This window comes from Rhizobium sp. MHM7A (assembly GCF_005862215.1).
GTDB classification, from domain to species: domain Bacteria; phylum Pseudomonadota; class Alphaproteobacteria; order Rhizobiales; family Rhizobiaceae; genus Rhizobium; species Rhizobium bangladeshense.
On the sequence record NZ_VCHT01000006.1, the window covers coordinates 345,437 to 370,811 of the forward strand.

Annotated in this window: 18 protein-coding genes; 3 read left to right on the forward strand and 15 right to left on the reverse strand. The window is 60.4% G+C overall.

Annotation, left to right across the window (positions count from 1 at the left end; all coding sequences use genetic code 11):
- Positions 1-158: 158 nt before the first annotated feature.
- From FFR93_RS21835 to FFR93_RS21845, 3 genes are all read right to left on the reverse strand, one after another.
- Positions 159-2,459, reverse strand: a complete 2,301-nt coding sequence (locus FFR93_RS21835; RefSeq protein ID WP_138394731.1) for an FdhF/YdeP family oxidoreductase — start codon at positions 2,457-2,459, stop codon at positions 159-161.
- A 324-nt stretch (positions 2,460-2,783) separates the two neighbouring features.
- The gene (locus FFR93_RS21840; protein ID WP_138394732.1) at positions 2,784-3,680 is read right to left on the reverse strand and encodes an SDR family oxidoreductase; all 897 of its coding nucleotides are present in this window, start codon (positions 3,678-3,680) and stop codon (positions 2,784-2,786) included.
- 44 nt (positions 3,681-3,724) lie between these two features.
- The gene (locus FFR93_RS21845; RefSeq protein ID WP_064708275.1) at positions 3,725-4,462 is read right to left on the reverse strand and encodes an SDR family oxidoreductase; all 738 of its coding nucleotides are present in this window, start codon (positions 4,460-4,462) and stop codon (positions 3,725-3,727) included.
- Between the two features lie 121 nt (positions 4,463-4,583).
- On the opposite strand from FFR93_RS21845, the gene FFR93_RS21850 reads away from it, so the two are divergent.
- Entirely contained in the window at positions 4,584-5,486 is a 903-nt protein-coding gene (locus FFR93_RS21850) for a LysR family transcriptional regulator (RefSeq protein ID WP_138394733.1), read from the forward strand.
- Positions 5,487-5,536: 50 nt separating this feature from the next.
- Here FFR93_RS21850 and FFR93_RS21855 read toward each other — a convergent pair whose 3' ends face one another.
- Entirely contained in the window at positions 5,537-6,010 is a 474-nt protein-coding gene (locus FFR93_RS21855) for an alpha/beta hydrolase fold domain-containing protein (protein WP_246661357.1), read from the reverse strand.
- Between FFR93_RS21855 and FFR93_RS41575 the strand changes: the two genes are divergently transcribed.
- Positions 5,978-6,508 (forward strand): LuxR C-terminal-related transcriptional regulator, encoded by a 531-nt coding sequence (locus tag FFR93_RS41575; RefSeq protein WP_246661356.1) that lies wholly within the window; start codon positions 5,978-5,980, stop codon positions 6,506-6,508. The genes FFR93_RS21855 and FFR93_RS41575 overlap by 33 nt on opposite strands.
- Positions 6,509-6,644: 136 nt before the next feature.
- Here the strand turns inward: FFR93_RS41575 and FFR93_RS21865 are convergent, their stop codons facing one another.
- The 8 genes from FFR93_RS21865 to FFR93_RS21900 form a co-directional block, all read right to left on the reverse strand.
- Positions 6,645-8,747: an alpha-amylase family protein gene (locus tag FFR93_RS21865; RefSeq protein ID WP_138394736.1), complete on the reverse strand. Its 2,103-nt coding sequence runs from the start codon at positions 8,745-8,747 to the stop codon at positions 6,645-6,647.
- A gap of 107 nt (positions 8,748-8,854) precedes the next feature.
- Positions 8,855-9,730 (reverse strand): 2-hydroxy-3-oxopropionate reductase, encoded by an 876-nt coding sequence (locus FFR93_RS21870; protein WP_138394737.1) that lies wholly within the window; start codon positions 9,728-9,730, stop codon positions 8,855-8,857.
- 7 nt (positions 9,731-9,737) lie between these two features.
- On the reverse strand, positions 9,738-10,517 hold the full coding sequence (gene otnI / locus FFR93_RS21875; protein ID WP_138394738.1) for a 2-oxo-tetronate isomerase: 780 nt from the start codon (positions 10,515-10,517) through the stop codon (positions 9,738-9,740).
- A gap of 10 nt (positions 10,518-10,527) precedes the next feature.
- Positions 10,528-12,237: an ABC transporter ATP-binding protein gene (locus FFR93_RS21880; protein WP_138394739.1), complete on the reverse strand. Its 1,710-nt coding sequence runs from the start codon at positions 12,235-12,237 to the stop codon at positions 10,528-10,530.
- A gap of 10 nt (positions 12,238-12,247) precedes the next feature.
- Positions 12,248-13,435, reverse strand: coding sequence for an ABC transporter permease (locus FFR93_RS21885; protein ID WP_064712406.1), 1,188 nt, complete (start codon positions 13,433-13,435; stop codon positions 12,248-12,250).
- Between the two features lie 10 nt (positions 13,436-13,445).
- Positions 13,446-14,432: an ABC transporter permease gene (locus FFR93_RS21890; protein WP_064708263.1), complete on the reverse strand. Its 987-nt coding sequence runs from the start codon at positions 14,430-14,432 to the stop codon at positions 13,446-13,448.
- Positions 14,433-14,534: 102 nt separating this feature from the next.
- On the reverse strand, positions 14,535-16,643 hold the full coding sequence (locus FFR93_RS21895) for an alpha-amylase family protein (protein ID WP_138394740.1): 2,109 nt from the start codon (positions 16,641-16,643) through the stop codon (positions 14,535-14,537).
- An 84-nt stretch (positions 16,644-16,727) separates the two neighbouring features.
- Complete coding sequence (locus FFR93_RS21900) at positions 16,728-18,653, reverse strand: ABC transporter substrate-binding protein (protein WP_138394741.1); 1,926 nt, start codon at positions 18,651-18,653, stop codon at positions 16,728-16,730.
- Positions 18,654-18,835: 182 nt separating this feature from the next.
- On the opposite strand from FFR93_RS21900, the gene FFR93_RS21905 reads away from it, so the two are divergent.
- Positions 18,836-19,864: a LacI family DNA-binding transcriptional regulator gene (locus tag FFR93_RS21905; RefSeq protein ID WP_138394742.1), complete on the forward strand. Its 1,029-nt coding sequence runs from the start codon at positions 18,836-18,838 to the stop codon at positions 19,862-19,864.
- Positions 19,865-20,086: 222 nt separating this feature from the next.
- On the opposite strand, the gene FFR93_RS21910 is transcribed toward FFR93_RS21905, so the two are convergent.
- The 3 genes from FFR93_RS21910 to FFR93_RS21920 form a co-directional block, all read right to left on the reverse strand.
- Positions 20,087-21,379 carry a mechanosensitive ion channel domain-containing protein gene (locus tag FFR93_RS21910; protein ID WP_138394743.1) on the reverse strand — a complete coding sequence of 431 codons (1,293 nt, stop codon included), beginning with the start codon at positions 21,377-21,379 and terminating at the stop codon, positions 20,087-20,089.
- Positions 21,380-22,102: 723 nt separating this feature from the next.
- A complete protein-coding gene (locus FFR93_RS21915) occupies positions 22,103-23,827 on the reverse strand; it encodes a glycerol-3-phosphate dehydrogenase/oxidase (RefSeq protein ID WP_138394744.1) in 1,725 nt (574 codons plus the stop codon).
- Positions 23,828-23,839: 12 nt separating this feature from the next.
- Positions 23,840-25,375, reverse strand: coding sequence for an FGGY-family carbohydrate kinase (locus tag FFR93_RS21920; protein WP_138394745.1), 1,536 nt, complete (start codon positions 25,373-25,375; stop codon positions 23,840-23,842).

Consider the following 25,375-nt stretch of genomic DNA (forward strand, 5'->3'; position numbering starts at 1 on the left):
GGCGCGGCAGCGGTCAGGTGAAGCGTTTTGGGCGCGCGCCAGGGGCATGGGTCGGAGGCGCGGGGTAGCTGATGCAAAAGAGGCACCGCTCGGTGGCTCTATGAGACCGTGTCTGACTCAGCAGGAGCCGCGCCGGAATCCAGCGACAGAGGCGGTCTCTACCCCTGCCTGCCGGCGGCCGATATTGTGACCGGCACACCCTTATAGGACGGCGTGCCCGAAAGATGGTCGTAGTGGCCGAGCGCCACGACAGCGTTCATCTCCGGGTAATACCCAGCTGCAGAACCACTCGGTATGTCGTAGGCAACCGCGGTAAAGCCTCGCACGACGCTTTGTCTTTCGCCTTGCCCCGCAAGTCCGCATACATCGATACGATCGCCGTCCTTGAGGCCGCGCCTGGCCAGATCATCCCTGTTCATAAAGATGACGTCGCGTCGGCCGAACACGCCGCGATAGCGATCGTCGAGACCGTAGATCGTTGTATTATACTGATCATGGCTGCGGATGGTGGTGAGAACGAGCGCGTCGGGGTTGTCGAGGAGGGGGTCCTCATCGAGACCGGCCGCGACGAGGAAGTTGGCTTTGCCGTTTTCAGTATTCCAGCGCCGAAACGAAGCCGCAACGTCGAGGCGAAAACCGCCGCGCACGCGCACGCGTCTATTGAAATCGCCAAAATAAGGAAAGACCTCCTCTATCTTGTCGCGAATGCGGTCGTAGTCGCCGACAAGCCAGTCCCAATCTATCCCATAGCGGCCGCCAAGCGTTGCCTTAGCAATGCCGGCTATGATCGCCGGTTCCGATTTCAGCATGTCTCCCGGCGGCCTCAGGAAACCCCGCGAAGCGTGAACCATGGACATGGAATCCTCCACCGTCACTGCCTGCGGGCCCGTTGCCTGCATGTCCAGATCGGTGCGGCCGAGGCAAGGCAGGATTATCGATGTCTTCGCGGTGAGGAGATGTGACCGGTTGAGCTTTGTCGCAATGTGGACGACGAGATCGAGCTTGCGCATGGCCTCGTAGGTCACGTCGGGATCGGACATGGCCACTGCGAGATTGCCGCCGAGACACACGAGCGCCTTGGATCTGCCCGCGGCGATAGCCTCAATCGCCTCTACGGCATTATGGCCCTTCTTACCGGGTGGGCGGAACCCGAACGCACGCTCCATCCCGTCAAGCAGCGCCTTGTTCGGAATCTCCGTAATTCCCACCGTCCTGTCGCCTTGCACGTTGGAATGGCCGCGGATCGGCGCGATTCCAGCGCCCCGCTTGCCTATATTGCCGCGCAGCATCAACAGATTGGCGATCTGCTGTACATTGCTGGTGCCCTTGGTGTGCTGCGTTATCCCCATGCCGTAGCAGACGATGACATTCCTGGCATTTACATAAAGCCGGGCAGCGCTTTCGATAGCTTCCCTGGCAAGGCCGCTGATTGCAACGATCCTCTCCCACGGCGTGTTCTCGACATCGGATCGCAGCATCTCGAACCCGGCGGTATGTTCTTCGATGAAGACGCGGTCGAGAAATCCCGGTCCACCGGCGTCCCTGTCCACCGCATCCAATTCGAGCACGGCCTTCATAATGCCCTTGAGCGCTGCCAGGTCGCCGCCGGCGCGGACCTGGTAATAGGCGGATGCGATTGGCGTAGAGGACAACGTCGCCATCTCCACCGGGTCCTGCGGTGCCGCAAATCGTTCCAATGCCCGTTCCTTCAAAGGATTGAATACTACAATCGGAACGCCTCGCCGGGCAGCATTGTGGAGCGTAGTCATCATGCGGGGATGGTTCGTACCGGGATTGTGGCCGAAGCTGAAGATCGCATCCGCGTAATCAAAGTCTTCCAGCGTGACGGTGCCCTTGCCGACTCCGATCGATTTCGGCAGACCGACGCTGGTCGCTTCGTGGCACATATTCGAGCAGTCAGGGAAGTTATTGGTGCCATAGGCGCGCACGAAAAGCTGGTAGAGGAAGGCGGCTTCGTTGGAGGCACGGCCGGAGGTGTAGAATTCCGCCTGATCCGGCCGATCGAGTTTATTCAGCTCCTGCGCAACCAACCTGAAAGCCTCGTCCCATGCGATCGGCTCATAGCGATCGCTGCTGCTGTTGTAGCGCAGGGGGAGGGTCAGGCGGCCGGCATCCTCCAGCTTATGGTCCGTCCAGCCCCAAAGCTCGGAGAGGCTATGCTTGGCGAAGAACTCCGGTCCCGATCGTTTGGCGGTCGACTCCCAGGTAATGGCTTTCGCGCCGTTCTCGCAGAACTCGAAGGATGAAGTGTGCTTAGGATCCGGCCAGGCGCAGCCGGGACAATCGAAACCCTCCGGCTGGTTCGCCTTGAGCAGCGTCATCGTTCCCTGCGCGACGACCCGCTGATCGGCAAGTGTCCGGGCGACGGCTTTTAACGCGTCCCATCCGCCTGCTGGATGATCGTACTGCTCGATGCCTTCCGGACGGTTATCCTTCATATCAGCAGCTCCTCGAGGCTTTTTAGATCTACATCGGGGCAGGCCAAGGCCAACCCTTGGCACAATAGCCGCGACCGCAGCCGGGCGACATTGTACACAGGGATAGGTCGGTGCGGCGGTCGACGCCCGCAAACCGGACCCGTCACCGGCCAGGCGAGGCGGCCATGGAGGACCGCGCGCGGCTGTTTGACGGGGCGCGGTCCTTACGGGTGTCTCATGGTCGGCGGCCCGAACCTGCCACGCAACTGGGTGGCGACCATGGAGTCGGGCACTTTGCATAACGGAGGTCTTCCCGGAATGATGAGCCGGGCAATCGATGCCGTCTCAACTCTGGCGCGGGGCCAAAAGGTCCTTCAGGCCGATGTTCTGGAACATTTCGCGACGGACGCGGTCACCGACGCGGAAAACCTCCTCGGCGCCGTCTTGCGACGGGTCTATGAAGACGCGGTACGGCCGACGCCCAAAGGGAAGATTAACCAGGTCAGCGATTGCTACCGCGACCGCACCGGCGTCTGCGTCAGCCGGCTCGAGCGCGGCGAGGCCCTTCAGCGCCTGATCGGCAACGCCGGCATAGGGGCCGCTCTCATAGGCTGCCGCCACGACCGTGTCGGCTGGCGAGCCGGCATGTGCGAAGTGGTTGGTGCCCTTGGTGAAGGCGCCGGGCACTACGATCGAAGTCTCGATCCCCCAGCGAGCGACCTCGGCCGCATAAGAAACGGCAAGGCTGTCCATCGCGGCCTTGGCCGCGAAATATGGCGCAAGGAAAGGTGGTGTGCCGCCCCGGGCCGAAGAAGATGACACCCAAACCAGCAGCCCACGTCCCTGTTCGCGAAGGTGCGGAAGCGCTGCCCGGTTAACGCGTTGTGTGGACAGCACGTTGATGTCATAGAGTTGTGCATATTGTTCGGGTGTGAACGCCTCTGCCGGGCCGAACACCATATGGCCGGCATTGTGGACGATGACGTCGATGCGACCGGTTTGGGCCACCACCGTCTCTACTCCGGACATCACTGAAGCATCATCGCTGACGTCCAGTTCAACAGTGCGAAGTTCGACACCATGCTCTTTGGCCCAACTATTTACGGCGGCGACTTGAGGCGCATTGCGGCCCCTCGTTTCACGCATCGAGGCATAGACCGTGTGGCCCGCTCTCGCGAGGGACTGGGCGGAGAGCAGGCCGAAGCCGCTTGAGGCGCCAGTAACGAGAATGACTTCCTTCATTGTAATCTCCTGACGATTAGCACGAGACAGGCTGAACGGTTTGTTCAGCACATGCCTCCGTTAGCACGCACGACCTGACCGTTGATCCAGCCGCCCTCTGGGCCAGCGATGAAGGAGACCAAGGGAGCAATGTCGTTGGTCTGGCCGAGGCGCTCCAGCGGGTTAAGCTTCGCGATGCGATCGATGAGTTCCGGGGTTTTGCCCTCCAGAAACAGTTCGGTCGCGACGGGGCCGGGGGCGACGGCGTTCACCGTAATTTCACGGCCGCGCATTTCCTGAGCGAGAACCTGGGTCAAGGCTTCAACAGCCGCCTTGGTAGCCACATAGACGCCGTAGGTCGGCATCCGCATACCGATGACGCTGGTCGAAAGATTGATGATACGGCCGCCCTTGCGCAGGCGCTTTGCCGCCTCACGGCAAACGTTGAACGTGCCCTTGACGTTGATCGCCATGCTCTGGTCGAACGTCGCGTCATCGTACTCGGTGATCTTGGCGAGCTTCAGCACGCCAGCGGAATTGACCACCACGTCAAGACCGCCGTACGCCTGTTCGACGGCATCGAACATGCCGACAACTGCCGCGGGGTCGGCGACATCGGCCTGCACGACGATCACCTCGCCGCCGGCTGCCTTGATCCTGTCGGCCACCCCATGCGCCGGACCTGCGTTTCCGGCGTAGTTCACGACCACCTTGAAGCCATCTGCCGCCAAACGCGACGCGATCTCTGCGCCGATCCCGCGTGACGAACCCGTGATCAGCGCAACCTTGTCATTCTTGCTCATGTTATTCTCCTGTTTTCATGCCGCCGATCGGTCTCGGTGGCTTCAGGAGATATCTAAGAGATTGCCTTCCATTAAAATAATACATAGGTGTCAGTACAAGAATGACGAAAAGTATGGCTCAATGATATTCGACAGTCGTTTGCTCAGCGGTATCGGTGTGGTGTCCGCCGTGGTCGAGGCCGGCAGCTTTGCACGGGCTGGCGAGTCAATGGGGCTGACACAGCCGGCAATTAGCCGCGCCGTCGCGCGGCTGGAGGAACGCGTCGGCATCCGGATCTTCAATCGCACGGCGCGGGCAATCTCGCTGACGGACGAGGGGCGCAGTTTCTACGAAGCGGTTGCTCCTCTTTTGGCCGGGATCGAAGACGCGGCTGTACGAGCGGGCGGAAGTCGCACCTTGGTCCGCGGCCGCCTCCGTATCAATGTGGACGGGACATTCGGTCATCACCTGCTGGCGCCAAGAATAGGCGAGTTTCTCCAAGGGTTTCCCGAGCTGACAGTCGATGTCAGCGTTCGCGATCGCATGGGCGACCTCGTTGGCGATGGCTTCGACATTGCCGTGCGGTTCGGCGAACCTGAAACCTCGTCGTTGAAAGCCAGGCTGCTGCTGCGAACGCGTGTCATGACATGTGCTTCGCCGTCGTACATTGCCCGCTACGGCGAGCCGAAGAAGCCCAGAGACCTCCGATCCGGACACCGCTGCCTTTTGATCCGTAATGATGCGACAGGCCGCCCCTACGAATGGGAATTCCGGCGGGGCGAGCGGGTTGTCCCCGTCCCGGTCACCGGGTCGTTGATTGTCAATGACACCGGGTCTCTGCTCGGTGCATGCCTCGGCGGAGCCGGCGTCGCGCAACTCCTCGAACTCTATGCGAAGGACATCATCGCACAGGGACGTCTAGTGCCGCTCCTGCCGGACTGGTCGGACGAGACATTTCCGCTCTACGCGTATCATCATGCCTCTCACATTGTGCCGGCGAAGGTGCAGGCATTTCTGGAGTTCGTCCGGGAAATAACCGGCTGAAGCCCACCCGCGGGTGGAGGGGCCGACCCCATCGCCAGCCCCTCCAGCAGTTATCGACCGATATGGTTGCGGATGCCGTCCGAAATCTGCTTCAGCGCATCGATGGTGGTCGGCACGTTTCGCAGCGCGTTGAGTGCCACAAAATCGTGGATCGTGCCGCCGAAGCGGACCGCCGAGACTTCTACGCCGGATTGCATGAGGCGATGGGCATATGCTTCGCCCTCGTCCCGCAGCGGATCGTTCTCGGCCGTTACGACAAGCGCTGGCGGCAGGCCCTTCAACTCGTCATAGCTCGCGCGGAGCGGCGATACATAGGGGTTGTCCCGGGTCTTGGCGTCCGGGGCGTAGAGATCCCAGCCATATTTCATGAAGGCGCGCGCAAGGAAGAATCCGCTTGCGAATTCGTGATAAGACGTCGTGTCTACGCTTGCGTCGGTCGCGGGGATCAGCAGCGCCTGGTAGCTGAAGAGCTCCGGAAGAACGCAACCATCGTGCCGATCATACTCATCAGCGGCTTCGGCGATGTGCCGATGACAGTGCGGGGGATGAAGGCTGGCGCGATCACCTTTCTCACGAAGCCATTCGACGAGGCCGCCATGCTCATGGCAATCGACGAGGCCCTGGCGAGCAATAGCGCGCGACGGCAAGAGATGGCGGTGCTCGCGAGCGTCCAGGATCGGTACGAGAGCCTGACGACGCGCGAGCGCCAGGTGTTCGGGCTGGTGACGGCTGGCCTGATGAACAAGCAGATGGCTGGGCGCCTGGAGATCAGTGAAAAATGGCGGAAGTTCTTGGCGTTCGTGAAGACGCTACTCGTTACAACCGAAGGCTCGGGCAAGTGGCCGGCTGAGCGCTTTGGTTTCGAGCTCACTTGGACTCGGGCGCCATTGTCTGCTCTCCTCAACTGCTTGCAATCCGGCTGTCAGGCGCCTCCGGCGCTTTCGTCAGGACTTTGGCGGCAGGGCGCAGTCGTCCAGCAGGATTGGATGGCGAGATCTTCGGCAGTGTCATCATCAACTTAGTCGCGGCGCGCGGAAACGCCTCACCCGCTGTACACCCCGCATCTTGCCTCCGAGCACTACTGTCTTCGCCGCTCTTTGCGACCCAGAAGGAGCCAGGCGCATTATCGCCGCCCTAGCGCGCGCACCCGCCCGCTGACTAGGCGAGCGGCAGGATCAATACGTCCCGAGCCGGCACCTCGACGCTGACTGGATCATAGGCGTATTCCGCCGGCCAGGCGGCCTTGCCGCCGGAGAGCTTTCCTTCGGCAAGGCTGACGGTTGTTGTCTGCGCTTTGCGTGTCGGATTGACCAGCCAGAGAAAGCTCGCCCTCTCGCTCTTATGGATGCGAGCGAAGATCGCTTTGTTCGACAAGGTCACATGCCGCGTCCGGCCGCTCCATTCCACAAGTCCGGCAAAGAAGGCGGCATTGGATCTGCCCTCTGTGCGATAGAGAGCGACCGACGGATTGGTTCCGATCAGCAGGGTGCGGCCCCTGCCATAGCGACTTTCAACGACGGCCAGGCGTCCATCGTCGAAATAGCCGCGACCGGTGCCGCCGGTGAGGCGGTAGGATTGCAACAGACCGCCGCCATCGACGGCTAAATCGCCGAACTTGAAGTGGATGCGGTTGGCGATGTCGGGCATGAATTCGACGTCTTCCTCGCGCACGCCGAAGACCTCATCGAGCCCCAGGTTGGGCTGCACCTGACCGACATGACCGCGGTCGCCGAAGTAGCCCGGGCAGGCTTCGGCAATGAGCGTTCCGCCTTTTTCCACCCAGGTTTTCAGGCGTGCCGCCTGTTCGGCGGTGAACATGATCGGAAAGGGGAAATAGAGGAAGTCGTAAGAGTCGATATCGTCGATATGGACCCAATCCGGCTGCAGCCCCTGTTCGAGGAAGGCGCGATAAGCGCCCCACATGGCTTCGGGATAGGGTTTTTCCCTGCGGTCATAATTCAGCAGGTAATCCCATTCCTGCGTTTCGCGGACGACGAGGATGCCCACCTCGCCACGCACCGGCTTGGCCTCCCAAAGTCCTGCCTGCGCTGGATCGTTGGCCCATTTCGCCATCAGACTCTGCATGTCGGATCGCGGCGTGCGGCTGCCGTCCATGCCATAGGCGCCGAAAGCGCCGAAAAGCGGCCCGTCGAGCAGCGGACGCCAGCGCAGGTTCAGGACGCCGCGAGCGCCGCCGGCAAAGGAAGTCATGCTCCAGATGCGGATGTCCTCGGGCTCGGCCACACGACCGTCTTCCTTGTCGCGGCCGATCACCTGCGGCTGCAGCCAGAGCGGACCGCCCTGACGCTCCGCATGCCAGAAGGGCTTGCCGCGGGCGGCAGCGCGGTTGATATCGACGCCGTACCAGGTCTTCCAGGGCTCGGTGCCCTTGCGGGCCTGAATCCAGGTGAAGCCGTAGATTTCCACCTTGGAAGCCGCGAGCCAGTCATCACAGCCATTGGCCGCCATGTTCGGGATCGAACCCGAGATGCCATGCGCGGCGATGACATTCTTCTGATCGACGGCGCGGATCGTGTCGATACGCCATTGCATCTGGTCATAGAAGTTGTCGCGCTTGAACTGCAGCCAGTCGATGCATTCCGGATAGGGCGCCATATGGACCGGCGGCTCGACATCGTCCCATTCAGCATAGCTGTAGCGATGCCAGGCCTTGGCGAGCACTTTGAGATCGCCGTATTTCTTCTCCAGCCATTTGCGGAAAGCTGCCTTGGCATAGCTGCTGTAATCGACATCGGCGGAATAGTTGCACTCATTCCAGACGTCGTAGCCGTAGATGGCCGGATGATCCTTGTAGCGGGTGGCAAGCGCTGTCAGGAACTTGCCGGCGGCTTCCTTCACCTCAGGGCAGTTCAGCGTCAAAGCGCCAGCGCCGCCGCCATTGTTGGAAAAGCCGCCGGTCGCGGCCGAGACGCCCATGTAAGAGCCGAGCTTGGTGCCGTCGGCATTCACCTGCAGCGCATCGGCATATTTGCGCACCGCCCAGTCCGGCACAGCATGGATGAGTTCGGCAATAACCGTCTTGATGCCGTTTTTGGCGGCGAGATCGAGCTGGCGATCATATTCCTCCCAGTCGTAGACGCCGGGGGCCACTTCGATCGCGCTCCACATGAACCAGTGGCGGAAAATATTGAGGCCGTCTTCGCCCGCCGTTGCGTAATCACGTTCCCAATCGTCGCGCGGCGGATTGGACTTGCGGAAATAGACCGCACCGTAAGGAAATTGGATATCGTTTCTGAGCATTTCCTGTCCTTCTCTATCGATGTCCGGACATGGCTTCGCCTCCCGGAGAAAGGCTCCGGCATGAGGCAATCGAAGATGTCGTCCGGTGAGGTCTAAGCTGTCCTGATCTAGCGCGGTCCTCCGGCGAGGAGTTCGAGCGTGCGGATGAGGGCGGAATGGTCGCGTTCACCGTCACCATTGGCGATCGCGGCATTCATCAGTTGCTGGGTGGCCGCTGTATTCGGAAGCGAAAGATCGAGCGCGCGCGCCGCGTCAACCGCAAGCGTCAAATCCTTGCGGTGCAGGCGGATGCGAAAACCGGGGTCGAAGGTCTCTTTGACCATGCGATCGCCATGGACTTCGAGAATGCGCGAGGCGGCAAAGCCGCCCATGAGGGCTGCGCGCACCTTGGCCGGATCGGCGCCGGCACGCTTGGCGAAAAGCAGGGCTTCGGAGACGGCTTCGATTGTCAGTCCGACGATGATCTGGTTGGCAACCTTGGCGGTCTGGCCATCGCCGACGCCGCCGACCAGGGTAATATTCTTGCCCATCTTTTCGAAGAGCGGCATGGCGCGTTCAAAAGCCGCTTCCTTACCTCCCGCCATGATCGTCAGCGAGGCAGCCTTGGCGCCAACTTCGCCACCGGACACCGGCGCATCGAGATAATCGCAGCCGAGCGCTTCAATGCGCTTGGCGAAGTTCTTGGTGGCGACAGGTGAAATCGAGCTCATATCGATGACGAGCTTGCCGGCCGAAAGGCCCGTCGCCAGCCCGCCTTCTCCGAAGAGCACGGCGTCGACGTCGGGTGTGTCCGGCAGCATCAGGATGATGATGTCGGAGGCTTCGGCAACAGCTTTGGCGCTATGGGCCGCTTTGCCGCCTTTGGTGATGAGATGCTGAGAAGCCTCCTTCACACGGCTCAGATGCAGCATGTGGCCGGCATCGATCAGATGTTCCGCCATTGGGCGGCCCATGATGCCCAGTCCAATAAAACCGATATTCATGTCACGCTCACTTCCGATAGGGGTTCATCCAGCCGAGGCCTTCGCTGGTACCGGCCTTCGGCTTGTATTCGCAGCCGACCCAGCCGTCGTAACCGAGGCGGTCTAGTTCGGAGAGGACGAAGCCGTAATTGATCTCGCCCGTGCCGGGTTCGTTGCGGCCTGGATTGTCGGCAATTTGCACATGGGCGATCCTGTCCTTCAACCTGGTAAAGGTCGGGATCAGGTCGCCCTGCATGATCTGCATGTGGTAGAAATCATACTGGATGTAGAGATTGTCGGAGCCGACCTTTTCGAGGATGCGCTCGGCATGATCGGTGGTCGACAGGAAGAAGCCGGGAATGTCGCGCAGGTTGATCGGCTCGATCAGAAGCTTGATGCCGGCATCGGCGCAACGCTGTGCGGCATATTTCAAATTGTCGACCAGCACCTCTTCCAGCGTTTCCGGATCGGTGCCCCGCGACACCAGCCCGGAAATAACATTGACCTGCTCGCAGGCGAGCGCCTCGGCATAATCGAGGGCCAGCGCCACGCCGGTGCGGAACTCCTCGATGCGATCGGGCAGGCAGGCGATGCCGCGTTCGCCTCCAGCCCAGTCGCCGGAAGGCACGTTGAATAGAGCCTGCTTCAAGCCGCTCGCTTGCAGCGCTTCGGCGACCTTTTGTTTCGGTTCGGCATAGGGGCCGAGATATTCGAGCGCAGCGAATCCGTCTTTGGCGGCAGCGGCGAAGCGGTCGAGAAAGGAAAGGTCCTGGTATAGGAAGGAAAGGTTGGCGGAGAATTTCGGCACTGGAATACCTTCAAGCATTGGCGGGAGCGATGAAACGCTGCCGGTGCAGCATGCGCTTGTCGCGGGGATCGGGATTGGGAACGGCTGAAATCAGGCTCTTGGTATAGGCTTCCTGCGGCGCGGTGCAGATTTGCTCCGCCTCGCCGAGCTCAACGATCTTGCCGCGATGCATGACGGCGACGCGGTCGCAGAAGTAGCGGACGACGGATATGTCGTGGGAAATGAAGATGAAGCTCAGGTTCAGCCGTTGGCGGATATCGAGCAGCAGGTCAAGGATTTGGCTGCGAATGGAGACATCGAGCGCCGAGGTCGCCTCATCGGCAATGATGATGCGCGGGTCGAGTGCAAGGGCACGGGCGATGCCGATACGCTGACGCTGGCCGCCGGAGAAGGCGTGCGGATAGCGCTCCATTCCCATCGGATCCAGGCCGACTAGACGCATGAGTTCAGCCACCCGGTCCTCCAGCGCTTTGCCCTTGGCAAGGCCGTTGACGATCAGCGGGTCGCCGATCACGTCCTTGACGGTCATGCGCGGATTGAGCGAGGCGAACGGATCCTGGAAGACGAGACGGACTTCGCGATGGAAGTTGCGCAACTCCTTCTTCCCGAGCTTGGTGACGTCGATCTCGCTGCCATCCTTGCCGCGATAGAGGACGGTGCCGGTCGTGGGCTCGACCGTACGCAGGATCAGGCGGCCGAGCGTCGTCTTGCCGGAGCCGCTTTCGCCGACAATGCCGAGGTTTTCGCCAGGATAGAGATCGAAATTGGCGTCATCGACGGCGCGCAGCGTGGTGGCTTTGCCGTGCCAGCCGAAGGTCTTGCTGAGGTGGCGCACCGACAGGATCGGCAGTGGCGCCTCCCGAGGAAGGGGAACTGCAGACAGCTTGCCTTCGACATGATGTGTGAGCTTCACCGTCGATGCCAACAATTGCCGGGTATAGGGGTGGGTGGCGGCGTGATAGATTGCATCCACCGGCCCGCGCTCGACGATATGACCGAAGCGCATGACGGCAACGTCGTCGGCCACTTCGGCAACGACGCCCATATCATGGGTGATAAGCAGCATCGCCATGCCGCGCTCGACCTGCAGACGCTTGATGAGGTCGAGGATTTCGGCCTGTGTCGTCACATCGAGAGCGGTCGTCGGCTCGTCGGCGATCAGGATATCGGGGTTGCCGGCGAGCGCCATGGCTATCATCGCGCGCTGGCGCATGCCGCCGGAGAATTCGAACGTGTAGCGGTCCGCCATCCGGTCGGGATTGGGGATTTCGACCTGGCGGAGCAGTTCGACCATGCGCTCACGCGCCGCTTTCTTGTCCAGACTGCTGTGCAGGCGGATAGCCTCGATGATCTGCGAGCCGATGGTGTGCACCGGCGAAAGCGAACTCATCGGCTCCTGGAAGATGAGGCCGATGCGCCGGCCGCGGATATCCCGCATGGCGCGACTGCCGGGTGCAAGCGAGGCGACATCAGTGATCTCGTTGCCGTTGCGCAGCAGGATGCGGCCGCCGACGATGGTGCCCGGTTTGTCTATGATCTGCAGCAAAGAACGGGCCGTAACACTTTTGCCCGAGCCGCTTTCGCCGACGAGGCAGAGCGTCTGGCCGCGTTTCAGCTGAAAGCTGACATTTTCGACAGCATGGAGAATGTGCGTGCGAAGCCGGAAATCGATCGAGAGATCTTCAACCGAGAGAACGACCTCATCAGGAAGTGCGGTCATGGCTTCCTCATCAATTGTCATAGGGATCGGCTGCATCGCGCAGTCCGTCGCCGAAGAAGTTGAAGGACAGGACGGCCACGACGACGGCCAAGGACGGCCAGACCAGCAGCCAGGGCGCGGTCGCGACCGTGCGGATGTTCTGGGCATCCTGCAGCAGCACGCCCCAGCTGACGACGGGTGGCTTCAGCCCGATGCCGAGGAAGGAGAGCGAGGTCTCGGCGACGATCATCGTCGGCACGGCGAGGGTGACGACGGCGAGGATGTGGCTTGTCAGCGAGGGCAGGATGTGGCGGAAGATGAGCCGCGCCTCGCTCGATCCATCCAGGCGGGCGGCCGTGACGAAATCCTCGCTGCGCAGTGCCAGGAATCGTCCCCGCACCTCGCGCGCAAGGCTGGTCCAGCCGAGCAGCGAGACGATGATGGTGATGACGAAATAGACGTTGACGGGCGACCATGTAAGCGGGATCGCCGCCGCAAGGCCGAGCCAGAGTGGGATGGTCGGCATGGCGCTGACGACTTCGATGACCCGCTGGATCAACGTGTCGACCCAGCCGCCGTAGAATCCGGAGATTGAGCCAAGCACGACGCCGAGCACCAGCGACATGGCGACGCCGACGAGGCCGATCGACATCGAAATCCTGGTCCCGTAGACCAGCCGCGAGAAGACGTCGCGCCCCAGGCGATCGGCGCCGAGCAGATACATCGGATCGTTCGGGTTGACCGGGCCGATGAAGTGGCGGTTCATCGGGATCAGTCCCCAGAGCTTGTAGGCAGGCCCCTTCACGAAGAAACCGACCGGCACGACCTTGGTGTCGTCGACGACGAAGGTGCGCCGCAAAGCCACCTTTTCGATCTCCACCTTGTAGCCCTTCACGTGGAAATTGAGTTCCGAGCTGCCGTCCGGCTTGGTGACGAAGAAGCTCAGACCCTGCGGCGGCGCGTAGGTGTATTGCGGCTTGGATGTTGCGGGCAGCGAGGGCGCCAGGAACTCTGCGAAGAGGCCGATGAGATAGAGGAGCAGGATGATGAAACCGGCCACCATCGCCACTTTCTGGCGGACGAGTTTGCCGGCTATCAACCGCCAGGGACCGATAGCAGCCGTTGAGACCGTCTTGCCCTGTTTCAGCGGGCTGATTGAAGGGCCGTCGGCGGCGACATAGAGGGGTCCGGCATGGGTTCCGATGGTTTCATGCGTCATCGCCACCTCCTCAGTTGAACCGAATGCGCGGATCGAGCAGCGCAAGCAAGAGGTCCGACAGGAGCATCCCGACGAGAGTGAGAGCCGAGAGCAGCAGGATGAAGCTGCCGGCGAGATACATGTCCTGTGATACCAGAGCGCGGAAGAGCAGCGGCCCGGCTGTGGGCAGATTGAGGACGATCGCGGTGATCGTCACTCCGGAGACAAGGTGCGGCAGAACCCAGCCAATCGCCGAGACGAAGGGGTTGAGCGCGATGCGCACAGGATATCTCATGATCACCTTATATTCCGGCAATCCCTTGGCACGAGCGGTAATGACGTAGGGCTTGTGCAACTCGTCGGTCAGATTGGCCCGCAGGATGCGAATGAGCGCAGCTGTGCCGGATGCGCCGATGATGATGATCGGGATCCAGAGATGGGCGAGGAAATCGACGACTTTGGCGAGGCTCCACGGCGCTTCTGCATATTCCGGCGAGTTGAGACCGCCGACACTTTGGCCGAGATAGCGATAGGCGATGTACATCAGCGTCAGCGCCAGAATGAAATTCGGTACGGCAAGACCGATAAAGCCGAAGAAGGTGAAGACGTGGTCGCCAACAGAGTGACGGCGCACAGCCGAGTAGATGCCGATCGGCAAGGCGACGATCCAGACGAAAAGCAGGCTCAATAGCGAAATGACCAGCGTCGAGCCCATGCGTGCCCAGATGAGGCCGGATACGGGCTGGTTCCACTCGAAGGACCAGCCGAAATCGCCTCGGCTGACAATACCCCACATCCATTTGAGATACTGGATATAGAAGGGGTCATCGAAGCCGTAGATCTCTTTCAACCGTTCGATCTGCGCGGGATCAACGGCCTGGCCGCTGTCGCTCATCGTCGCGATCATCGACGTCAGGTAGTCGCCCGGCGGCAACTGGATGATCAGGAACGAGATCAGCGACATGCCGATCAGCGTCGGGATCATGTAGAGCACGCGCCTGAAGATATAGGCAAGCATCCGAATCTTCTCCTCCCGTTGAGAGCGCCCTGCCGGGCGCTTCCTTCGGATCTCCGTCCGCCTGCGGCCGTTGGGGCCGAAGGCGCTCCTTGTCGCAACACCTCATTTCCAGGTGAGGTGCAGCACCTCCAGCCGTTCGATGTCAGGCACCTCCACCTGTGCCCGTCCATCCCTCACGCTGAAGTTTGCGGCGCGGTCGGTGACGACAAGCCACGCCTTGGCGATCGACTTGCCCTCAGGAATTTCGACCGAAACCGTCTGGCCCGCCAGAGGGTAATTTTCCCGGATCGGCCCCTTCATCATCATCGGGTTGGTGAGATTGAACAGGCTGAGCGCGATCCCGGCGGCATTTTCGCGCAGCGCCACGTCAACAACGCCCGGACCCTTCACCTCGATGCGCGGTGTCTTGCCGAGTGCCCAGCGGATGGCATTGGCAATCAGCCGTCCATGATCGACGGCAAAGACCTCCCAGAAGATTTCGCCGATATTCCACGGTATATAGACCGTGCGCCCGCCTTTGCCTGTTTCGCGGGCGATGACGGCGGCTCCATCAGGTGCCTTACGCGGATAGACTTCTTCCATCGGCAGATCCGGAAAATCCGGCACATAGAGGAATGGGATCGCGGCATTGCCGGCCGGCTCTGCGTGAATGATGCGGGTGCCACCCATGATGCGCTCGGCACCCTCATAGTTTTGATTGACAGGGTGATCGCCTGAGAGAGCTATATAGGTGTTCTTGACAATGCCGCGCGGGCCGGAGACCAGTTTGGCGCCGAACACATCCGAGAGGCCGAATTCGCTGCGCTTCTTGCCGAATTCATCGCGAAGCGACGTTTCGTAGGACGCAACGACGCTGCCGCCTCGCGCTACATAGGCGCGGATTGCTTCATTTTGGGCATCCGAAAGGCAGGAGGCATTGGCAAGAACGATCAGCTTGAAACGATCGAGATTTTCCTCAGTCAGAACCTGGTCGGAGAGCAGCTCAAAGGGCAGGCGGGCTTCGACAAGCGCATGGTAGAAGCCGAGGTCGTGTTTTTCGGCGCTGTGCCGCTCTTCCGGCGCCCAATGACGGAGTGTCGTTGAAGGATCGATCACGGCGATTTCGGCCGTCGGCTTCATGCTTTCGAGAATAGGCTCGACGGCCGCCTGCAGCGAAAAGGCGTCGGCAACCGGCTCCACCCAGCGTTTGTCCGGCACGACTCCGTTGAACTTCGTGAACCAAGCGTAAAGCCCGTGGGCCGTACCGTCATTGATCCAGAGCTGCATTTCCTCGCCGGAGGTGACGGCATCCTTCCAGCGATATTCCTCCTCGGGGCCGATCGAGGTGATGAGCACGACGGGACGGTCGGGAAAGGTGGCGCGGATGCGCTTGCCGTTGCGGCCGGCAGACCAACCGACTTCCAGACCCTTGCGGCCCTGATGATCGACGACGAGGAAGGGGCAATGTCTGGCGATGACGGAAAGGTCGAATTCCATCAGCGAGGCGCCGCCCATATTGGGGATGAAGCTCGCATGCGGGCGGATCGCTTTGACCGCATCGTCCCACTGGGCGATCATGTCGGTCAGAACCCGGCGGCGCCATTGCACCCAGGCCTGCCAGGCTGGATCCTCGGCGTCGGGCTTCTTCGGCAGAGCGTGACCGAACATATCCTTGAAGCGGCGGGCGCTGTCTTCACTATAGTCGACGCCGTGGCCCTGCCAGCGATTGGCGAAGACGGCGTCGATGTCATATTTGCGGACGATTTCCTTGACCACTTCGGGCATGAAGACGGTGTTGTAATCGCCATAGGCATTGGTGACCCAAACATCCGGATAGGCCCAGTGGCGGCGGGGCGTGCCGTCGGCATTGATCATCACCCATTCCGGATGAGCATTGGCGGCATCGTCATGGATCGCATGTGGATCGACACGGGCCATGACGTGCATGTCGAGCTTTCGGGCGGCATCGACGAGCGCGCCGAAGATGTCCTTATCGCCCAGATATTTGCTCACATAGTGATAGGGGACGGCGCTCGGATAATAGGCGACATAGCCGCCGGCGCTGAGGCATACCGCATTCGATTTGGTGCGCTTGAAGACGTCGATCCAGAAGGCCGGATCATATTTTTCCGGATCGTCCTCCACGAAGGTGAGCTGCGTCCAGCGTGTTGCAGTCTTGAACCAATCCGGGGTGCGCAGCGTGTCGCTGTTCTGTCTTCTGGCGTCGAGCATTGTGTTCATCCAACCGTTGGCAACGAGGGACCGTGACGCCGGCTACAGAGCCGGCGTCTTGAATTCATCGGCTGTTACAGGCCATCAGACCTTGTAGAACTGCTCCGGCATGGTGGGAGCAGGCGTCGGCCAGCCGAACGAGTTCGGCATGGTCCTGGTGATGTTCTTCATATTGTTCTTGACGATGCCGTAGCCATCCGGGGGCAGGGAAATGCCAAAAACGTAGAAATTCTCGGCAGCACCCTGCAGGATCTGCTTCATGATCTCCTGCTGGGCGGCCGGATCGGAAGTCGATTTCAGCTTGTCATAAAGCTCAAGCTGCTTCTTCGTCTCCTCCGGCGGCTCTTCCGCATTGGCGTTGTTGCGGTCGAGATACCAGAGCTGCCAAGCCGGCGCATACATCGCGTTGGAATCCGTCGGCACGTAATAGCGCGGGTCGAGCATTGCGGCGACGCCGCCATTGGCACCGAATTGATGTGCCGTCGCATCGAAATCGCGGCCCTGGCGGACACGGGTTTCCCATAGCGAACGGTCCATCGTGCGCATCTGCGCGTCGATGCCGACCGCCTGGAACATCGGGATGACGAGCTGGAAGAGATCAAGGAAGACGGCACGCGCTTGGTCGATCTCGAAGATTACCGTCAGCCGGCGGCCTTTCTCGTCCAGCCGGAAGTTCTGGTCGTCTCGTTTGGGGATGAGCGTGTCGAGCATGGCATTTGCCTTGTCGACGTCATAGTTCGTGAACTGGGTGGCAAGCTGTTCGTTGTAAAGCGGATCGCTCTGCTTGATCGACGGTTGGGCAGGAGCGCCCTGGCCAACGAGGACAGCATCGATCAGCGACTGGCGATCGAGCGCCATCGACAGCGCAGCGCGGAAGTCCTTGTTGCGGAAGAGCTTACGCTTTGTTTCGTCGTTATGGTTCAGGTTGAAGATGAAGTTCATCACATTGGCTTCAGTCGAAGTCAGCGTGTAGAAATCATATTGTCCCTGCTCTCGCGCATCGTAGAGAACCGACTTATTGTTCGGCGTGGCGATATACTGGTCCATGAGGTCGATCTCGCCCTGCATGGCCTTCAAGAGCAGCACCTGCGGATCGGCGACCATCTGGTAGACGATGCGATCCATATAGGGCAGCTGATTACCCTCGGTATCGACCTTCCAGTAGAAGGGATTGCGCTCCGCGACCGCCCGCTCGGTATTCTCGCCGGGCGCAATGGTGAACATCCAGGCATGCAGGCACGGCTTCTTCGACGAGTTCAGGAAGAAAGCGTTGTCGTCCCGGAAGCCCGAAGCGGTCTGGAAAGCGACGATCCAGCTTTCAAAGCCCTGCTGTTTGGCAAGCTCGTCGGCTTTCGGATTATAGTCGATGTGGAACTTCTCGAGATAGTGCTTGGGACAGCGTGTCGTCTGATCGTTGTTGGCCCAAGCAACCTGCAGCGGAAACATACCGTTAGGTTTCTCGAAGATGACCTTGAAGGTCTGTTCGTCCACGACTTCGAGCTTGGCCGGCTGGCCGCCGCTTTTCCAATGGCCCTGGCCGGTGGCGGCGACGCGCTTGTCGGTCAGGATGGTGTCGTACCAGAATTTCACGTCAGCAGTGGTGTAAGGGTGTCCGTCCGACCATTTCATGCCCTTGCGCAGACGGATGGTATATTCGGTGGAATCTGCGTTGCCGTCGAAGGCTTCGGCGACGTTGAGCGTTACGCCGGACCAATCGGGCTTGTAGCGGAGGAGTGGCTCGTATGCCTGGTAACGGAACAGCATGGAGAGCGAACCACCGCCGACAAGGGCCATGTTCCAGTCGCCGCCATATTTCCCGACGCTTTCGACCGGCTTGATGACGAGGGGATTTTCCGGCAGCCGGTCCTTCAGCGGCGGCAAAGCGCCACTCGAAACCTTCTCCTTCAGAATGTTCGCTTCTTTGTAGTCCACCGCTAGCGCAGGCAGCGCCGGCAAAAACAGAGCGGCCGAGGTCCCGGCCAGAAACGCGCGACGTTTCAGCTTGATCATAGGGTTCTCCTCCAAAATTCTCCCGCTCTTGGATGTGGTTTTGATTATCGGGCGGGATGAGGGGCAGAATACATTTGGATATCGTTAGGTAAAGCGTTATGTTTTGTTAGCGCAAAGTTTTGCTTTCGTAACCAGAAAACGTATAGCGGAAGCGCTACATTCAGGTGTGGACGAGGTGGAGAGTGGGAAGCAGAGGGCGAATTACCTTACAGACGATCGCGCAGGAGGTCGGCCTGTCCAAATATGCCGTCTCACGTTCGCTCGCGGGCAAGAGCGGCGTGAGCGAGGAAACGCGCGCGCTCATTCGCGCAACGGCAGAGCGGCTGGGCTACACGCGTCCAGCCGGCCAGTCTCAGTCAAACGATATCGCCGTCGTGTTCCACGATCTCGATGCCGTCAACAGCGAGCTTTACATGCAGATCCAGAATGGCGTGCAGCGTGAGGCGCACAGACTGGGGATGGCGTTGCGCATTCGCTGGACGCATAGCGCCGGTCAACTCGAGGAATTGGCGCGCTCATGCGCGGGCTTGTTGCTTGTTGGCCCGCATGATCGCGAGGCGCTGACGGCGGCTACGGCGACCGGCATCCCCGTCGTGCGGTTCGGATGGGTCGACCCGCTGGAACAGGCCGATCAGATCACCGGCACCGACCACGAAGCGGGTCAGGCGGTGCTTCAATATCTGATCGGCCTCGGGCATCGCTCGATCGTCTATGTCAGTGGCACGCCCGGCTTCCGCGGCAGGCGTGAACGGTATTATGGGGCGCGTGAGATCGCCGAGCGCCACGAGGGTGTCTCGTTGCAGGTATTGGAGTTCGACGAGCAGAACGGCTTCAGCGCGACCTTCCGGGACTTAAAGAAAAAGGGGGTTCATCCCACGGCCTTTTTCTGCGCCCATGACGGTTTGGCGCTGACGGTCGTTTCCGAGTTGCTGGGGCAGGGATACCGAATTCCCGACGATGTTTCTGTCATCGGCTTCGGTGACTTTTCACCGGCGACCCAGATATCGCCGCCGCTGACAACGGTGAAGATGGAAGGGCAGGAAGCCGGCGCCGTTGGCCTGCGCCTGCTCCTCGAACGTATAGAAAATCCAAGACTGCCCGGAATGCCCGCTCGCCGGGTGATGATTGCCTCGCGCATTGTCGAACGCCGTTCAGCTGGTCCTTGCGCATGCCGCGCTGAAACCTCTGGAACGACGCTGGCGAAGCTCTAGCCGAGCGCCTGCTCTTGCACGCTCCAAATGGTGGCTCGGTACTACTCCGGCGGACAGGCGAGGCTGCCGACGGCCATTGCACAAACAGGTCGGACGGCAAGATGCCGATTGCGACCGCGACGACCACGGCGCAGCAGGCGACAGCATCGTAGAGACCAGCCCCAGATGAACGTAGCCATCGAAACGCGATGGTTCCCCGTTGGCAGGTATTGCTACAATAAATCAGTCTGGTTGTTTGATCTCTATGGGGTTTTTCATGATGATTTCATGATGCGGAAACGGGATAGAGACGCCAGCTTTCTTGAAGGCATCCCACAGTGCCATCAGGACTTGCCCACGGACATTCGTAAGGCCGTTCGCTGGATCCGAAATCCAGAAGCGAAGCCGAAAGTCGAGCGACGAAGCACCAAAGCCGGTCAGCCAGCAGACAGGTGGCTTATACTGGTTAGCGACCCGGGGCACGGTCGATGCCGTCGCAATGGCGATCTTAACGACTTGATGCGGGTCGCTGTCGTAGGACGTCCCGAAGTCAACATCGATTCGTACATAATCACTGGAGAACGACCAGTTGACGACCTGCTGCGATATGAAGTCTTCATTCGGAATGAGGTACTCTTTGCCATCGCGGGTGATGACGGAAACAAACCGCGAGCGCAGGTCACGGATCGACCCGAACGTGTCGCCAAGCGTGATCGTGTCGCCCGGCTTGATCGACTTGTCGACCAAGATGATTATGCCGGATATGAAGTTCGATACTACCTTTTGAAGGCCGAAGCCTATTCCGACTCCGACTGCGCCTGAGAAAATGGTCAGCGCAGTAAGGTCGACGCCGGTCGCCGACAAAGCGATGGCGCCGGCAACGATGATCAGGCTGATCTTGATGAATTTACTGATCAACACCTTGATGGAAGGCGACAGGTCGGCCGACCGCTGAACCCAGTGTGAAAGCATATTGCCAATGAGGACGGCGATCCAGATCAAGGCGATCGCCAGCACGAGGACTTGGAGCACAAGCAGCAGTGAGAGCCTCACCGCACCTAAATTGATCGCGAGCCCGTCAAGAGCAGAGAGAACCGGGCCATCAAGACCGACTGCATAAAGAGCGATGTAGCCCCAGCTGCCGATCGCGACGGCACGCGACAGGGTTGGGTTGCGAATAATCTTGGTCAGGACGGAGATGACGAACCATGCAGCTGCCAATGTCAGAGCCGTGGACACAAGCCAGCGTTGCGAAGGCCACGCGCTCTTGCTCAGCACGACATTGGCGAGCCACAGCCAAGCCACAAGGAAAAGCCACATCATCCGGCGCATAAAGGCAATGATGACCCGGAGCAGGTCGGGATTACCCTTGATCAGGCGCGCCTTTGCCTCCATCGCGGGCTCTGTGCGTGACGCAAGTAAGGACGCAAAGCCGAAGCCGGCCACGATGATCGCTAGCTGAAAGAACGTCCATTCGTTTAGAATGAATGTCGTCAGCCACTGCTCGGCGGTCTCGGTCATCTGCCTGATATTCATGATGATGATCCGATGAATGTCAGCTAGATAAAGCTATCGCGCGAGTTTAGTTCATTTGGACGAAACAAGCACCAGCATTCCTCAGAAGACTCAATGATTTACTATGACTTCAGCCACCGGAGAGATGAGAAACCGCGCGACAAACGGGCGCGGCCATACGCGTAGTTCACGAGGTCATTCGCCGCGGCGATCTTGTCGCCGCGCGATATTGTGCAGCCTGGCTCAAGTCGCGCCGAGGTCGCTTTCCACGGCATCAACACCTCCTGCCAAAAAGCGAAAAGTGTTACCCATGTCTCCGGTACGAAACGTCACCTATCTCTCGGGTCCGGCAGAAGGCTTCCGCTTCAAAGCGTCGCCCCCTTCCCGAGGCGGATGGAAACCTGGTCCGCAAGGATTCGTCCCGTTCCGCTCGCGACAGCGGTGATGGCAAGAGCATTTGCGGCGGCGACCGGGACAGCCATCCTGCCGCGCTCCTCGACCGTCAGCTGACCGCCTTTGGGCGGAGGCCGCATCGATCGCCAGGGCGGTACAGTCGGCTAGCACCGCGGCAGCCTGCACTTGATCCACAGTTCTCCGCATTGACGCTTGATTCAAGGCTCATCGGAATGGCGTTGAGGACGACGCCTCCGCATTTCGTTTCCCGAACAGGCTCTTCGAGAAGCTGTGCCGGTCGCGCGAGCAGATCAGGCTTCTCCTGCAAGAAGCGGTCAGAAGGTGAGCGAATTATCTTTCGTGACACTCGATCTCCACCGTCCCGGCTTTGATTGTCTGATGGTGAAAGGTAGCCAGAAGGGAAATAACCTCGTCGATCTCGCGCTTGACACGCGGCCCGTCCCATCCGAGGGGCTTCGCGGCAACTTCGGCAATGTCCTTGAGGCCCTCCTCAGTCAGCCGTCCCTCGATCGCAATCGTCGAGCGCCTCATGACGATATCTGCAAGGTGGACCACCAGCTCCTTGCGGGCGATCCAGTCAAATTCGCGGAAACTATAGGTCTGCGATCCTGAGATCCTGCGTTCATCCGAATAGTCCGATCTGAATGTCGCCACCGCTTCGGCCGTTGTCCCGTAGCGATCGACCAGTTCCTGCGCTCGCGCGTCGGTGATGCCAGCGGACTTCGCGATGCGGTCGATGAGGATGCGTTTCGCGTTTGCGTCCACCGGATAGGCTTTTCCGCCGCCGATCGGAAGATAGCGGGTCGACTGTTTGCGTGTATGCTGCAGCCGTGAGAGCACCACGTCCGCAACTTCCTCGGCAAAGCCGCGGAATGTCGTCCACTTGCCGCCAATGAGCGACATGATGGCAAATGGCCGCGATTCGTCTGGCTCGATGACCGGGGCGGAATGATCGCGGCTGATCAGGCCGGGTGCAGTCCCGTCAGATGCAGGAAGCGGGCGGATGCCGCTATAGGTATAGACAATCTGGTCGCGATCGAAGCGCAATCCCGGAAGTATCGAACGGAGACTCTGCAGGAAGTAATCTATTTCCGGCTCCTCACAACGCACATTTTCGGGATCGCTGCTCGGGATATCCGTCGAGCCGACGAGTGCCAGTCCTAGATAGCCGTAAACCAAGCAGATGCGGCCGTCATCGGCTTCGAAATAGATCATATGGCCGTTGAGGCTGCGCACCAGTTCCGGATGATCGATGAGGATATGAGAACCCTTTGTGCCACCGATCAGATGCGAGGGCGCGCCGAGGCGTTCGTTGACATGATCGATCCACGGGCCGGCGGCATTGACGACGAGCCTTGGTCGAACCGCAAATTCCGTTCCATCGTGCTTTCGAAAACGCAGGCACCCGTCACGGGCGCTCGTCATTTCCGTGAAGGTTTCCGCCGCACAGAGAGGATTTGCGTCCAGGCCATCCCTGATAAGTTCATAGACGAGGCGTTCGGGCCGGCTGATCTTGGCATCATAATAGATGCCGCCTGCAACAATTGCCGGCGTAATATGGCGGATTTTCTGCCGCGCCTTGCCTTTTAGAAGGAACCGGTGGTGCGGCATGACACGGTCGCGCGAGCCGAAGTAATCATAGAGCGAAAGGCCGATCTTGATGAGCAGGGCGCCGCGGCTGCGCGGTGCCGTCTTGGAACCTGCGAGCGTCCTCAATGCCGCCCAGATGCCACGCGTCCAGGAAAAGATCGGGACGAATGTGGGCAACGCCTCGACGCAATGCGGCGCATTTTGCAAAAGCAGATTGCGCTCAAGAGTCGATTGGGCGACGAGCCCGAATTCGCCCGTTTCAAGATATTTCAATCCGCCATGGATGAGGCGCGACGGCGCGGCACTGGTTCCAGATCCGAAGTCCGCTTTGTCGATGATCATGCAGCCGACGCCTTGCAGCGCAAGCTCGCGGAACAAGCCGGCCCCGTTGATGCCTGCGCCGAGGATGAGGACGTCGATGTTTGTCGCGCCGGTCGTCTGGCTGGCTTGGAGCGGGGAGTTCATGATGCTGTCGTCCTACTGTGCGGGATGGGCCGCGCTTTCGTCCGCAAGGCCGGCGATCTTAGGCCAGAGTGGCTTCATTGTTTCGGCAATCTCGACGAACAGCCGGTAGCGCTTTTCATAGTCGCTGCTGCGACCAGGATCCGGCCGGCAGGTTCCACCGGGCTCCCGCCTGTTCGATGCGCTCTGGAGGTCATGATAGATGCCCGCCCCAACGCCCGCGCAAAGCGCGGCACCCCAGGCGGCCGCCTCATCGGTGCCGGTCACCGTCACCGGCATGGCAAGCACGTCGGCAAACATCTGTACCACGGCAGGGTTGCGCGAGATGCCGCCTGAAAGCCTTGCTTCGGTGAAGGCGAAACCTTCGCGCAATGCATCGACATGAATGCGGTGATTGAAGGCGATGCCCTCGAGCACAGCGCGCAACATGTCGCCGCGATCATGCCAGCCGCCGAGCCCGAAGAAGCTCCCGCTTGCCGATGCGCCGTAGGGTGAACCGTAGAGATAGGGATGGAAGAGGAGGGGTGAGGGCCGTGCCAAAGCTGCGTCGATCTCCGATGCCAGAAGCGCGTGAATCGTTACGCCCTCGGCCTCGCAGCGGGTCCAATCGGCGGCACAGAGCTTTTCGATGAACCATTCGTAATTGGCGCTTGAAGCCGGTGAAATTGACATTGCATTCCAGATACCCGGCGCGATGGCGTTGCGGCAGAACCAGCGCCGGTCGACGCGTGCTTTTGATGTCAGTGTCTCATTGATCGAATAGGTTCCGGCGACAATCGCAACCACGCCCTCGGCATAACCACCCGCACCAAGAGCAGAGGCTACGACATCGTGAAGCCCGGCAGCCACGGGCGTACCCTCGACGAGTCCGGTCAGACGCGCCGCCTCGGCCGTCACCCGCCCGACGATCTCGTCGGAGCGCGCCGCCGGCAGCAGCGCGTCGTACAAGGCATCCAGGCCGAAGAGGTGGAGAGCTTCCTCACTGTAACCTTGCGTCTCAACATCGACAAAGGACGTACTGGCTTCGGTTCGGTCCGTACCGGCAGAGCCGGTAAGGCAAAAACGCAGCCAATCCTTGCAACTCATGATGTGGCCGATGTGCGAAAAGCGCTCCGGCTCATGGTCATGTATAAAGGCGAGAAGCGCCGAGGGCGCGGAGACATGCGGAGCCTGGCCGGTAAGCGTGATTGCCTTCTCTGCAACCCCGTTTGTCGTCCACAGATCAACGATATCGCCGGCGCGGCTGTCGAGCGATACGATACCGTTGCCAAGTGGCCGCAAGCCTCCGTCAACGAGGTAGATCCCGTCGCCATGGGCTGTTGCCGCCACGGCCTGAATATCGCTTGCGGGCCTGCCGCTGAGAGCAATCGCTTCCCGGATCGCTTCGGCCGTTGCGCTCCACAATTCGTGCATGTCCCGCTCCACGAAACGGGGCTTCGGGATGCGCTGGCTCACGCGCCGCCTTGCTACGGAGATGGCCGTACCGTCAACATCGAAGACGACGGCCTTCGTGACGGTCAGTCCGCTATCGATCCCGAGAAGACTCGGCAT